This is a genomic window from Rhodococcus sp. KRD197 (genome assembly GCF_017168235.1).
GTDB lineage: Bacteria > Actinomycetota > Actinomycetes > Mycobacteriales > Mycobacteriaceae > Rhodococcoides.
Window position 1 is genome coordinate 1 of the sequence record NZ_JABFAO010000023.1, and the last position, 13,028, is coordinate 13,028.

10 protein-coding genes are annotated in these 13,028 nt (G+C 62.3%); 5 read left to right on the top strand and 5 right to left on the bottom strand.

What is annotated here, in order from left to right; genetic code table 11:
* On the bottom strand, positions 1–259 hold a 259-nt coding region (locus J1M86_RS23365; protein WP_206511561.1), incomplete at its 3' end, for a GDP-mannose 4,6-dehydratase.
* 342 nt (positions 260–601) lie between these two features.
* Here J1M86_RS23365 and J1M86_RS26760 point away from each other — a divergent pair.
* The 4 genes from J1M86_RS26760 to J1M86_RS23385 are packed head-to-tail and all read left to right on the top strand — an operon-like array spanning position 602 to position 5,701.
* Positions 602–1,921 carry a polysaccharide biosynthesis tyrosine autokinase gene (locus J1M86_RS26760; protein WP_206511562.1) on the top strand — a complete coding sequence of 440 codons (1,320 nt, stop codon included), beginning with the start codon at positions 602–604 and terminating at the stop codon, positions 1,919–1,921.
* Complete coding sequence (locus J1M86_RS23375) at positions 1,918–3,180, top strand: lipase family protein (RefSeq protein WP_206511563.1); 1,263 nt, start codon at positions 1,918–1,920, stop codon at positions 3,178–3,180. Before J1M86_RS26760 ends, J1M86_RS23375 begins: the two co-directional genes overlap by 4 nt.
* On the top strand, positions 3,177–4,496 hold the full coding sequence (locus J1M86_RS23380; RefSeq protein ID WP_206511564.1) for a lipase family protein: 1,320 nt from the start codon (positions 3,177–3,179) through the stop codon (positions 4,494–4,496). Before J1M86_RS23375 ends, J1M86_RS23380 begins: the two co-directional genes overlap by 4 nt.
* The gene (locus J1M86_RS23385; protein WP_241260588.1) at positions 4,496–5,701 is read left to right on the top strand and encodes a lipase family protein; all 1,206 of its coding nucleotides are present in this window, start codon (positions 4,496–4,498) and stop codon (positions 5,699–5,701) included. The genes J1M86_RS23380 and J1M86_RS23385 overlap by 1 nt, the downstream gene beginning before the upstream one ends.
* A 4-nt stretch (positions 5,702–5,705) precedes the next feature.
* Here J1M86_RS23385 and J1M86_RS23390 read toward each other — a convergent pair whose 3' ends face one another.
* Positions 5,706–6,134, bottom strand: coding sequence for an acyltransferase (locus J1M86_RS23390; protein ID WP_230558286.1), 429 nt, complete (start codon positions 6,132–6,134; stop codon positions 5,706–5,708).
* 467 nt (positions 6,135–6,601) lie between these two features.
* On the opposite strand from J1M86_RS23390, the gene J1M86_RS23395 reads away from it, so the two are divergent.
* Positions 6,602–7,642 carry a glycosyltransferase gene (locus J1M86_RS23395; protein ID WP_206511565.1) on the top strand — a complete coding sequence of 347 codons (1,041 nt, stop codon included), beginning with the start codon at positions 6,602–6,604 and terminating at the stop codon, positions 7,640–7,642.
* A gap of 16 nt (positions 7,643–7,658) precedes the next feature.
* Here J1M86_RS23395 and J1M86_RS23400 read toward each other — a convergent pair whose 3' ends face one another.
* The 3 genes from J1M86_RS23400 to J1M86_RS23410 all read right to left on the bottom strand — a co-directional run bounded on the left by J1M86_RS23400 (position 7,659) and on the right by J1M86_RS23410 (position 12,571).
* Positions 7,659–11,114 (bottom strand): indolepyruvate ferredoxin oxidoreductase family protein, encoded by a 3,456-nt coding sequence (locus tag J1M86_RS23400; RefSeq protein ID WP_206511570.1) that lies wholly within the window; start codon positions 11,112–11,114, stop codon positions 7,659–7,661.
* A 206-nt stretch (positions 11,115–11,320) separates the two neighbouring features.
* Positions 11,321–11,713 carry a hypothetical protein gene (locus J1M86_RS23405; RefSeq protein ID WP_206511566.1) on the bottom strand — a complete coding sequence of 131 codons (393 nt, stop codon included), beginning with the start codon at positions 11,711–11,713 and terminating at the stop codon, positions 11,321–11,323.
* Entirely contained in the window at positions 11,714–12,571 is an 858-nt protein-coding gene (locus J1M86_RS23410; protein ID WP_206511567.1) for a lipase family protein, read from the bottom strand.
* Positions 12,572–13,028: the final 457 nt, after the last annotated feature.

Here is a 13,028-nt window from a genome sequence, read left to right on the forward strand (position 1 = left end):
AATATGCGACGAACGACACAGCACCGAGGTTGTACACCTCGTCAGGTTGAGCGGCGGAGAACGCCCGCATCAGCGACGACAGGTCGAGCAAGTTGCCGGAAAGGATCTCCACGAACGGGTGACTCTGTTCGAGCAACGCCCGCTTTGGATTGTTCTGACCGCGCACCAGGCCGTACACCTTGTAGCCCTTGTCGTGCAGCAACTCGGACAGGTACAAACCGTCCTGACCGGTAATACCCGTGATCAACGCGCTTTTCATGTGGTCTCTACTTCCGTCGCGTCAGGTGGATGAACGTGCAAAGTCTGGACTCGAAACTGTGCATCCTCGAACCGGCTCGCGGCGAATCCGACCGGGTCGGGTTCGAATTATTGCAGAGTTCGGGTAGTTTGCAGTGCGTCGCTAAGGATGCTTCGACAGATGCAGAATGCCCGGTCGGCTGGAGTTCGACAAGTGTCGAGCTGAAAGGGTGCGGCGACCGCTGCGGATTTCTCGTCCTGCGAGGTTGCTGGGTCCCGAATTACTATTCACTCATTCGCGCACGAGGGGCGGAGCGCCGGACTTGCCTCGGCATGCCCGGCTATCGAACAGGAGACCGTGTAGGTGGACATTCGTGAGTACCTGGCAATCTGGCGCAGCCGATGGATTTCGATCGTTGCGACGCTGGTGATCGCGGTCGGAGGTGCCGCACTGATCAGTGCGTTCACCACGCCGCAATACGAGGGATCCTCGCAGCTGTTCGTCACCACCACCGGTGGTGCATCGGTGGCCGAGGCATATCAAGGAAATCTGTTCTCCACCGAACGCGTCACCTCGTATGCGTCCTTGGCCGCGGGCAAGCAGGTGGCCCAGCGAACAGTCGATTCGCTGGAAATCGACATGAGCGCGAGCGAACTGGTCGAAAAAGTGACCGCGACACCACAGCCCGAGTCGGTTCTGCTGGACATCTCGGTACTCGACCCCGATCCTGAACTCGCTCGCGATCTCGCGAATACCATTGCTGCGCAGACCAGCCAGCTCGTGTCCGAGCTGGAGACATCCGCGCGTGGCGGATCGCCAGCTGCGTCCGCCACGCTGGTGGAGCTGGCCGACACCCCCAGCTCCCCGGTCTCGCCGCAGTGGGTGCGCAACCTCGCTCTGGGCGCGGTTGCCGGTCTGCTGTTGGGACTCGTCGTATCGGTCCTGCAGGCTCGCCTGGACACGTCGGTGAAGGATGCGAAAAACCTCACCGACCAGGCAGGGGCGCCGACGGTCGGTGTGATTCCGCGAGAGAAGATCACCAAGGGCACTCATCCGTTGTTGTTCGTGCCAGAGCGCCCGGCAGCGTCCGAGGCCTTCCGTGAGTTGCGGACCAATATGTCGTTCGTGGGAGCTACCAAAGAAGCACGAGTCCTGGTGTTCACCAGCCCGAAGGCGGCAACCGGAACCACCACCGTGGTGGCCAGCCTCGGCATCGCGTTGGGTGAGATCGGACACAGTGTCATAGTGGTCGACGGCGATCTTCGTGCTCCGAGTTTGGCGGCTCACCTCGGCATGACCGATGACGTCGGCACCTCTTCCGTTCTCGCTGGGCACACACCTTTGGACGGTGCTGTCCAGGAGTCGTCGCATCCGGGCTTGTCTGTCCTTGCGTCCGGGCCGATCCCGCCCAACCCGAGTGAACTGCTCAGTACCGAGATTCTGGTCGACACCGTGAAAGAACTTCGCGCGACGTACGATTTCGTCCTGATCGACACCTCACCTGTTCTGCAGTTCAGCGACGCAGCTCTGCTGGCCAAGTCTGCCGATGGAGTTCTGCTGCTCGCGCGGTACGGAGGGACCAAACTGAACGACACAGCGAAAGCGGCCGAAAAGTTGCGCCTGGTCGGTGCCAACGTGCTTGGTTCTGTGCTCACAGCAGCAAGGATGAAGAGCAGTTCGTGACACTGACTTCGGGTATTCGTTGCCTCTGCGCAGTCGCTGCGGCAATGGCGCTGCTGGCCGGTTGTACTCAACCGGCCACGTCGTCTTCGACGCGAAATGCAGTGACGGTGACAACCAACGCCGCCGCGCGGCCTGCGCAGCCGACTGATAGCGCATCGAACGCACAGCTCGGAGGGACAGAACCCGGGGCGTTGCTCGCTGCCGAAGACTTCGACACCGTCGTTCCCCGCATCGCTGAAACCGGTGCCGAGGTCACGAAGATTCGCTATGTGTCGACATCCGGTGATGGGTCGCGCACAACCGAGGTGACCGGGACCGTATTCGTGCCCAGCGGCACCGCTCCCGAGGGCGGCTGGCCAGTGGTGTCCTACGGCCACGGCAACACCGGAATCAACTTCGACTGTGGCCCGTCGATGTATGACGATCTGCTCAACCAGTGGCTGCCCATCACCGCATTGCTGTTGAACGGATACTTGGTCGTGATGTCCGACTACGAGGGTCTCGGCGCCGGTGGTGTGACGGTGGCACACCCGTTTCTGGACTCGAACACTCTTGGGCACAACATGATCGATGCGGTTCGGGCGGCACGGAACCTGACGGACGCAGCGGGTTCGCGGTGGGCCGCTTTCGGGGGCTCCCTCGGAGGACTCGCAACCTGGGCGGCACACGATGTGGAACCACGCTACGGGCAGGGGCTCGAGTTGGTCGGCGCGGCGGCCTGGGTCCCGGTGGCCGACGTGTCCGACCTGCCGGCCAAGGCAACGGCGGGCGCACTCACCCAAGATCAGTTGCACCTGTACTTCCTGGCCATCATCGGCCTGAAAGCGACCAGCGCACCGGATTTGAACCTCGATGACTATATGCGCGGATCGGTGGCCGCCAACAAGGATCTGTTGGTGCTCTGCAACGGCCCGAGGGTGCCCGATGCGATCGAAGTGCTCGAGAACGCAGACCCTGCGGACATGGTTCCGGCGTCTCCGGCTGCCGAAGCCAGGATGACATCGCTGTTGAAGGAACGGGCTCTGGGGGATCACATGGCGGGCGCGCCGCTGCTGGTGATGTACGCCGATCAGGACAAGCTCGTCGATCAGGAGTGGACCGCTCGAGTGCTGTCCGAAGCATGTGAGGCCGGTGGATCCATCGAGTCCGAACTGCGTGTGGGAGAGGGGCACGGCACCATCGACGCATCGCGTGCGTTTCCTTGGATCGGCGCCCGTTTCGACGGTCAGCAAGCTGCCAATGATTGCCCGTCCTCGTGAAGGGTGCACTCGTCCTGGTGACGCTGACTGCATTGGTTGTGGCCGGGTGTAGCTCGAACCCCAGCACCACCGTGCCGTCCCCACCGGGCCCGACATACGCGGATGGGGCACCGGGTTCACTGGTCGACTCGTCGAGATTCTCGACGGCAGACATGCGGATCGGAAAGCTCGGCGGCGAGTCGCACCGCATCACGTATCGGTCGACATCCGGCGTCGACGGGTCCCCGACGGTCGTCACAGGGTCGGTGTTCACTCCACCGGGTCTCGCGCCCGAGGGCGGATGGAACATCGTCGCCTACGGGCACGGTACGACGGGAATGCTCGAAGACTGCGCGCCGTCGATGTACCCACATCTCATCGGCAACGCGGGCCCCGTGGCCGCATTGGTGAACAACGGCTACGTCGTGGTCATGCCGGATTATCAGGGGCTCGGCAGCGACGGCCCGCACCCGTACCTCGAGCCGCGTACCGTCGGCTTCAACATGATCGACTCTGTACGTGCCACACGGGAGCTCGTTCCCGACACCAGTGCGCGGTGGGCTGCCTTCGGCGGTTCACAGGGTGGGCAAGCATCATGGGCGGCGAACGAATTGCAGCAGAGCTATGGAGCAGGGCTCGATCTCGTGGGTGCGGTGGCCTTGGCTCCGGCTGCGAATATGTCCGGTCTCGCGACCGACGCTTTCCTCCGGGCGTTGACCCCCGAACAACTCCCACTGATGCAGTTCGCGGTCAACAGTCTTGCCCAGGTGTATCCGGACATCGTGCTGAGCGACTATCTGCACGGGGACGTTCTGGCCAACAACGACGCGCTGCTGCAGTGCGCGGGAACCGCGTTGGAAACCCGAAACCAGCTAGCGGAATCCATCGTTGCCGATGACGTCGCGCCGTCCTCGCCGGAGTCGGCGCAAGTTCTCGCCGACCGCCTGACGCAATGGTCGCTGCCGCTTGCGCCCGGTGGGCCCGGAAACACAACCGGATCGGGGGTTGGGGCTTCACCGATGCTCGTGGTGCAGGGTGACGAGGACAACCTGGTGCGCTGGACGTGGACGCTCGACGCGGTGCGTCGCGCATGCGGGCGAGGCGACGTGATCGATTGGCGGCTGCGACCCGGTGAGGGGCACGGTGACCTCGACACGGTGGCGGCGTTCGCGTGGATGGCAGACCGGTTTGCAGCCGAGCCGGTCGCCGACTCGTGCACTTCGCTTGTTGGGCCCTCCGGCGCCGAAGCTTTGCCGGAAGCTACTTCCATGGATTCCACCGAGCCGGCCAATCCCGTTGATGCCGGGTTGGATTCGGAACCGAATGGTGAACTTTGATGCGCATGCCGATCCTGCCTCGCACGGCCATGTGGATCGCCGCAGTCGGAACGTGTGCGGCCCTGGTGGCAGGGTGCGCCTCGGCGCTGGAGCCGAAGGCCGTGCCCGAACCGCAGGCGATCACCACGGCGGATTTCGCGACCGATGGGCCTGGCTCTTTGGTCGAGGCGATGACGATCCCCACCTTCGACCGTTCGGTCTCCAACTTGGGCGGCACCACAGCGAAAGTCCTGTATCGGTCGACGTCGGGTATCGACGGAACACCTACCGAGGTGTCGGGCGCGCTGTTCGTTCCCCCCGGTGACCCACCCCCCGGCGGTTGGCCGGTGATGGCATTTGCGCACGGAACCACCGGTATCCAGCAGGAGTGTGCACCGTCGGCTTCGAACGACTTGCTGGGTTCTGTTGGTTTGATCAAGAGTTACCTCGAACTCGGGTTTGCGGTGGCGGCGGCTGACTATCAGGGGCTCGGCACCGACGGCAATCATCCGTACCTCGACAATCGCACTGCCGGCCTCAACGTTATCGACTCGGTTCGGGCACTACGCAAGTTGTCGCCGTCTGTGTCCAACCGGTGGGCAGCGTTCGGTGGGTCCCAGGGCGGCGGGGCGACGTGGGCAGCGAATGAGCAAGCGGCCGGGTATGCGCCTGAACTCGAACTGGTCGGAACGGTCAGTCTCGTCCCCTCGGCGGACATGTCCGGAATTGTCCGAAAAGCGCTGGATGGCACGCTCACCGACGATCAGGCGGCAGCGTACATCTGGATGCTGATGGGACTTCAGAAGTCTTACCCTGATCTACGAATCGATGACTACATATCGGGTGTGGTCAGAGAGAACTGGGATGTCTTGGGCGCGTGTTCGGGGCCGGAGGGAAACCAGCGCGGAGAAATCCTGAGCCAGATGTCTGCCGACGATGTGGAGCCCGCGTCCTCCGAGGCCGCGTCGTTGTTGACCTCGCTGCTGGAGAGAACTGCACTGCCCATCGGTCCCGCCTCGGCACCGATGATGGTGATCTATGCCGGACGGGACAGCTTCATCGATACTCGGTGGACCGACGACGCCATCGCCGAAGGGTGTGCGCTCGGCAGCGTCATCGAAGCCGACTTTCAGCCGGACAAAGGCCACGGCGATGTCGACGGTGGAGCATCGGTGCAATGGCTGGGCGAGCGCTTCGGTGGTCAGCCCGCGCCCAACAACTGCTGAACCGCTAGTACATCAGTGGACGAAAGATCGGGTGGTAGTCGAGAGATGACCGCCGTACTCCGACATGCTTGGCGGGAACGCCCGCGACAATCTCCATGTCGGCAACGTCCTTCCTGACCAACGAGCACGCGCCGACAACTGCTCCCACGCCGAGTTCGACGCCTGCCAAGATGGTTGAGCGACTGGCAACCCACACGTGGTGCTTGATGTGAATCGGCGACAAGAACCGCCCGAAGTCGTCGGAATTGACCAGGTGGTGGCCGGCCACGATGTGCACATCGCTGGCCAGCACGACATCGTCGTCGATGGTGAGCTCGCCGCGGGCATCGAGTAGGCACCTGAAGCCGATAGAGCAGTTGTTGCCCACCGTCAGCTGCTGAATCCCGTGGACGCGGGTACCCATCATGATCGAGGTATTCTTCCCGATCTTCATTCCGAAAAACCTGAGCCAGCTCTGACGAATCGTGTGCGACGGTATGTGAGTTATCGCGAAATTAAATAGCCGTTCACCGATTTGTTCGCGGGCGTTGGTGGGGATCTGATCGGTAGTCCGCTTCGCCGGCGTCATTTCCGCGTGTTGCGCCGAGGGCTCGGTGCTCATTGAAATCCTGTTCGGTCGTCGTGCGCGTAGGTGCCTACTATATCCGAGCAGTTCGGCTGCGCACGGCGAGTGCGGGACGCATGGCCGGGAGCCCCGCGTGGTCGGAAAAACGGTATTTCTGTCGACCATTTGTTACGTAGGTTAACGCAGCAATAATCTTCAAGTCTGTTTTAGGGGGTTTTTCTCTACCCGTTTCATGTCACTAGGCGTTCTCATTGTTCAATCGACCACACGACATAGCAGAGTGCGAAAAGTCGTGGATAATTTCCTCGCATGTGGCAAACGCGAAGGGGCTCGGTATGATCGGAAACAAGCTGAGAGTTCTGCACGTCACCGAAGCCTTCGGAGGTGGTGTGCGCAGTGCGATCATCCACTACATCACGGGGGCCGACCAGTTCGAGCACAGCCTGTTCGCCCGAGTGCGGGTTGGACACGAAACCCTCGATTTGCCAGCAGGAATCGATGTTCATCGGGTCGACGGAGGTCTGCGGGGGTTTTTCCTCGAGGCCAGGCGTGCCGTGCTGGATGGCAACTACGACATCGTTCATCTTCACTCGAGTTACGCGGGTGCACTGCGTGCCATGTTGCCGAGGGGGACGCGAGTTGTCTACTCTCCCCATTGCTATGTGATGGAAGCTGGTCATGGCGCGGTGAAGACGCACGTATACCGCACAGTCGAAAAGACTTTGGCGCAGCGAGCGCAGGTCCTCGTGGCCGTGTCGCCGCACGAGGAGTCGATCGGTCTCGGACTTCGCGGGGACATGCCCTCGGAGGTGGTGGAGAACATCGTCATGCCGGTACCCGCCGTCGGTAGCGCAGCACCGCGCGTGGAGGGCAAGCCCGTCATTTCCATGATCGGCCGCATCATGGCGCAGAAGGACCCTGGCTTCTACGCTCGTGTTTGCTCGGAACTCGGATCGTCCCGGTATCGATTCGTGTGGATCGGCGACGGTGAAGCACACAGTCGGGCCGTTCTGGAGAGTGCGGGTGTCGAGGTCACGGGGTGGCTGCCGCCAACCGAAGTTCGCGAGCTACTTCGGATTTCGGACCTCTATGTGCATACCGCAGCGTGGGAGGGTGGTCCGTTGGCCACCCTGGAGGCCGCTGATGCCGGGTGCGCGGTGTTGGCCCGATCCATCCCGAGTATGGAATCGCTCGGCTACGCGCTCGCCGGGAGTCGGCCGCTCGATGTCGCTCAGGCAGTGGATCTGTTCTTCTCGGACACTCAGTACCAGGAGTCCGTCAGGCTGGCTACGAAAGCCATTGCCCAGGCGAGCACGATCGAACGGATGTCTCGGAGTCTGGACGCGGCCTACGGTCAGGCCATGAGCCTTCGCTAGCCCATCTTCGGCGAACTCACAGATCCAGTTCCGCCAGCCGAGCGTAGTACTTGTCCACGTTGCCGAGCTTGATGCCCTCGTACCCGCGTACCAGGTGGGCCGCCTGTGCAGCGTCGACTGCGCGGTCGTAGTTGGATTCCGTCAGTGTGCTCGCGAGGTCCGCCATCAGCGTTCGATAGTGCTCGACCAGCTTGCGCTCGACGCGACGCACGTGCGCGTACCCGAACAGGTCCAGCGGAGTTCCTCGTAGAACACGTCCGCGCGCAAGTACTTTCAGTGGGACGCGCGACTTCGGTCCGAGCCCGATCTTCTTTTTGCGTCCCAGAGCTCGCAAAGTCGGCGGGTGCAGCTTGAACGTCAGTTTGCTTGCCCCGGGCACCTCGACACGTACGAGTTCGATGAACTGAGGGTCGGTGAGCATCCGCGCAACCTCGTACTCGTCCTTGTAGGCGGTGAGCTTGAACAACCCACGCGCGACGGCATCGGAGAATTCGGTCCGATCGGTAGCCGATCTCTCCGCACGCCAAATCTGCTCGACGGTGGACACATAGCGCTGCGCAAGCCGCAGGTTCTGGAATGCGATGAGCTCCCCCGCGCGTCTGCGAACAAGCTCGAGAACTTCACCTTGCAGGGGGGAGTACGTGAACATCGAGGCCGGAGCCTCCGTGTGCGTGGGAAAGACCTTCTGGGCGATGGCGTCGGCGAAATGGTCGGGATCGGCGACTGCCACCTGCCCCCACCGAAACGCCGCGATGTTGTCGGCGACTGCGACGCCGTTGATACCGATGCCCTCTTCGATCGCCCACCCCGGAATGGGAAGTCCACCAGCCTGATACGCGGCACCCACGAGCAGAAAGTTCGCCGCTTCGGTGCTGCCGAGTACGGCTTTGGCCGCTGTCATGGCGTCGATCGAAGTGAGAATCTTCGATGCAGATTCCAGGCGTTCCACCATTCCCGACTCGTCAGGGTAGGCCACGGAGGCGTCGTACACCATGTCACCGGTCGGTGTCTTGGATGTCGATGCGGCTGTGACCGTTCGCCCGCGGTTACCGAAACCGACGTACTTGCTGTCTGCGGCGACCAACAGGTCGAAGGCAAGAATGCAGTCTGCGTTGCCAGGAGTGATGCGATTGGACGGCTCGACCATGGACGAGCTGATGCGCAGGTGCGAGGTGACCGGGCCAGCCTTCTGGCTGAGGCCCGTTTGGTCGAGGCCCTCCACATGGAGTCCCGCGCGCATGGCTGCGGTGGCCAACACCTGGTTGACGGTGACGATGCCGGTTCCGCCGACACCCGCGAGAAAGATGTTGTGTGTGCCCACAATTGGGCCCAGGACGGGCGCTGGCACCTTGGGCGGTGTGATTCTCGCATTCTTAGGTTTCGACGGAACTACTGCATTGTCCGGGACTTCGACCGTCACGAACGACGGGCAGTCGCCATCGAGACAGGTGTAGTCGGTATTGCAGCTCGACTGGTCGATACGCGTCTTTCGGCCGAACTCGGTGTCGATCGGTTGTACGGAGAGGCAATTGCTCTTGACTCCGCAGTCTCCGCAGCCTTCGCACACGAGCTCGTTGATCACGACGCGGGTGCTGCGCGCGGGAATCTTGCCGCGTTTGCGTTGGCGTCGCGCATCGGCGGCGCAGCGTTGGTCGTAGATCAGAACTGTCACGCCTGCGATATCGCGCAGTTCCTTTTGTGCCTCGTCGAGTCGGTCTCGATGCAGGAGTTTGGTGCCGGGCGCAAGCGCGGACTTGGAATGCCGTTCGGGTTCGTCGGCGCAGATGATGATGCGTGCGACGCCCTCGGATGCAAGTTTGTGGGTCAGCGCCGGCACTTCGAGTCCGCCTTCGGCGTCCTGTGCGCCGGTCATGGCGACGGCCGAGTTGTAGAGGATCTTGTACGTGATGTTCACGCCCGCAGCGATGCACGCCTGGACGGCGAGCTGGCCGGAGTGAAAGAACGTTCCGTCCCCAACGTTTTGAAAGGTGTGCGGTACGTCGGCGAATTCGGCCTGGCCAATCCACTGCGCGCCTTCGCCGCCCATTTGGGTGAGGGCGTTCACTGCGCTGTCGGTCCGGCCGGACATGGTGACCAGGGTGTGGCAGCCGATACCGCCGCCTGCGATGGATCCCTCGGGTACAGCGGTGGATCTGTTGTGCGGGCACCCGCTGCAGAAGTAGGCGGTTCTCTTGGCTTCGAGCGGGGTGAGCGTCAGCGGCGGCGGAAGCGGTCGACGCAGGTCGACGAATGGCGACAGTGCTCTCCGGATGGGTTCGGCGAGACGTGCTGCGGTGAGTTCACCGTCGATGGGGACGAGACGCGACCCGTCCGATGCCCTCTTGCCCTGAATCCTTGGGGAATCCGTGGCCTCGTAGAGGATTTCTCGTAGTTGGGATTCGAGGAACGGTACTTTGTCCTCGACGACGAGGATATCGGAAAGGCCGTCGGCAAACTCGTGCACGCGAGAAGCTGAGAGCGGGTAGATCATGCCGATTCGCAGTATGCGGATGCCGTTCTCGCGCAGGTCTTCATCGGACAGGCCAAGATCGACGAGCGCCTGCCTCATGGAGTCGTACGCACCTCCGGCGGCGATGATTCCGATCCGCGCGTTCGCCGGGGCAACCTCGACTGCATCGAGTGCGTTCGCTGCGGCGTAGGCCTCGACCATCGCCCAGCGTGGCCCGAGGAGGTCGGCTTCGGCCAGCACACTGTCCGGGGGCGCTTTGAAGAAACGTTGCGAGTACGTCCAAGGCTTGTCGTCCCATTCGACATCGGGGACCGTGATCTCGACGTCGCTCGTGCTCGAATCGATTGTCCAGAGGCCATCGGCGACGTCGGCGATAATTTTCAGGGCGACGAAGCACCCCGACGAGCGGGACAGGGCAATAGCGTGCAGTCCGAACTCCACCATTTCTGCGCCGTTGCGTGGGTAGAGGGTGGGGATGCTCATCGCTGCCAGCGAACGCTCGCTGACGCAGGGGATGGACGAGGACTTTGCGCCTGGATCGTCGCCCACGAGCATGAGCACGCCGCCTTCGGGGTGCGCTCCGTACATATTGCCGTGTCGAAGTGCATCGGTAGCGCGATCGAGGCCGGGGCCTTTGCCGTACCAAACGCCGACGACTGAATCATGCGTTCTGGTTCCGACCGGCAGTTCGATCTGGCTGCCCCACACCGAAGTGGCGGCTATTTCCTCGTTCAATCCCGGAACGAGTCGAATGTCGTAGTCACTGCGCAGGGTCGGTGTGCTCGCCAGAAGCCTGTCGAATCCGGCCAGCGGGCTGCCCTGGTAGCCAGAGACGAATGTGCCGGTACGGATGCCGTTCTTTGCATCCCGGACCTGTTGTTCGACAAGGAGACGAGCGATAGCTTGAACGCCGCTGACCAGAACCGGACCGGCTCCAGGGCGGTATCGGTCGCGGATGTCGTAGCCGACATCGTCGGAGACCGACTTGGCCTGCAGATGCACGTCAGCACGCTCGGTCTGTTCGGTCACGACTCTCCTACGTCTCTCACGTGTCGACACGGCGGCGACGGACTCACGGTAGGCCCAGGTGGAGTCGGCTGCAACTGGACGGAATGTGATTCTTTGCTGCGCAGCACTTCTCGATTCCGAAGCAAACTTCGAGTCTGTTTCGGGTGGTTCAGGCTTCGCTTTTCTGTTCCCGGCGTGGTCTATGGACAGGAATTGGGAGCCTCGAAGCCGTCGAATCGTTCGCGGACCCAAGGGACGGCGGGGGAACCGTCGAGGTCACCGTGGCCCTGCCCCACTCGTACCACACTCTCTATGGTGCCGCCGAGTGCGCAAGCCGCGGACGAGGCTTTGTCGAGCCATGCCACGTCGACGATGTCGTCCTCGGACGCGTATATCAGCAACAAAGGTCCGGACAAAGGTCGCGATGGCAGCGCAAGTTCAGATAGCCAACCAGCAAGGCGGTCGACGGCACCTTGGTCGATCGGTACCAGATCTTTGGGGTCGAGGTTGTCCAATACCTCTTGCGCACGGTCTGCGTCAGACCCGTAGCAGGCCTGGACCAGAATCCTGTTGTCGAATGCATCGCCGCGCATTTAATCGGTCAACTCGATATCGGGCTGCGTAGTTCGTTGCAGAGCGAGCACTTCCAGCATGTAAAGGTGTCTTTGCGCCGATGACATCGACATGTCCGACGCGGCGTAAGCGAGACCGGTCATGTCAGCTGCCGGCGACACGCTCACACTCCCGAGGAAGTTGAGGCCACGGCCATAATCGGTAGCCAATTCGTTGGCGGCCCATACAGCGGCGCCACCCAGAGATCCGCCGAAGGCGACCCATTTCGAGGACAACCCGTCGGACACGTTCCTGATCGCTCGGACGGAGTCGACGATGTTGTACCCGTAGCTTCGTGTATCGAGCATCGGAAACGGCGAACCGTCACCGAGGCCGACGTAGTCAGCCATTGTGACGGCGTAACCGTTCAGCAGAAATGCCCCGACGACGAGTGCGTTGCCCAGCAGGTTGGGATGGTTCGTCGGCGCGCATTCCTCGTATACGCCTGTGAAGCCGTGTCCCAACGCCAGAATTGGCCAACCGCCCTCGGGCGGAATGCCTGCGGGAATGAACACTGCACCGGCAACCGTGCGGGGGTCCGGCGAATTCGCGTCCCGAGAGAGGTAGTCGATCTTGAGCGCGGTCGCTCCGGTTTCGGTGATCTGAGGGTCCAGTTCGTCGAACTCGACTGCCCCGACCAAGGCACCCGGCTCGGTGCCTCCGAAAGTCGGGTTCAACGCTGGTGCAGGTGCCGGGATACCGGTTGCAGCGGGTGGCTGCATCGTGATGTCGACTCGGCTCACGTAGTTACTTTCGCTGTACGCGCACGAAGTCACCGTGAAGACGAGGGCTGCGAGGCCCACACTCGCAGCATGACGCAACCACATTCGACCGGTCATCGAAACCCTTCTCATTCGGCCCCCGCCGGCGAACAACGACCCTCGGGAGGATACTGTTCGAATGACGGATGCGCACCTTGGAAGTGAGTTCGGCTTTCACACCAATCGTGTCGCCCTGCGCCGTTCGGCGCAGTTCCGGTTGGGGCCGAGTTCAGCTGAGATTGTTGCTGTTGGTCGGCCGTCCCTGCGATGTGACTACCGTGCCTGACTTCTGGTCCTGCACGAGCGCCACTGTGGGGGCAGTCGTTGACGTACTCGATCACGGAACGCGCGGTGGAGCGTGGTCATCGATGCCGACAGCCAGTACGTACCTCCCTGCCGCAGCACTTCTGAACCGCACCGGGTTGTCCGGAGGCTTCACTTCTTAGGAGAATGAAGCCATGGCACGACCGGCAAGCAACTACCCCACCGAACTGCGTGAACGCGCTGTCGGCATGTTCACCGAGACCCGCAAGGA

Excerpts from the sequence above, each read along its gene's own strand:
- J1M86_RS23395 (WP_206511565.1), top strand. The coding sequence starts at position 6,602 with ATGATCGGAAACAAGCTGAGAGTTCTGCACGTCACCGAAGCCTTCGGA.
- J1M86_RS23405 (WP_206511566.1), bottom strand. The coding sequence starts at position 11,713 with ATGCGCGGCGATGCATTCGACAACAGGATTCTGGTCCAGGCCTGCTAC.
- J1M86_RS23410 (WP_206511567.1), bottom strand. The coding sequence starts at position 12,571 with ATGACCGGTCGAATGTGGTTGCGTCATGCTGCGAGTGTGGGCCTCGCA.
- J1M86_RS23390 (WP_230558286.1), bottom strand. The coding sequence starts at position 6,134 with ATGAAGATCGGGAAGAATACCTCGATCATGATGGGTACCCGCGTCCAC.
- J1M86_RS23385 (WP_241260588.1), top strand. The coding sequence starts at position 4,496 with ATGCGCATGCCGATCCTGCCTCGCACGGCCATGTGGATCGCCGCAGTC.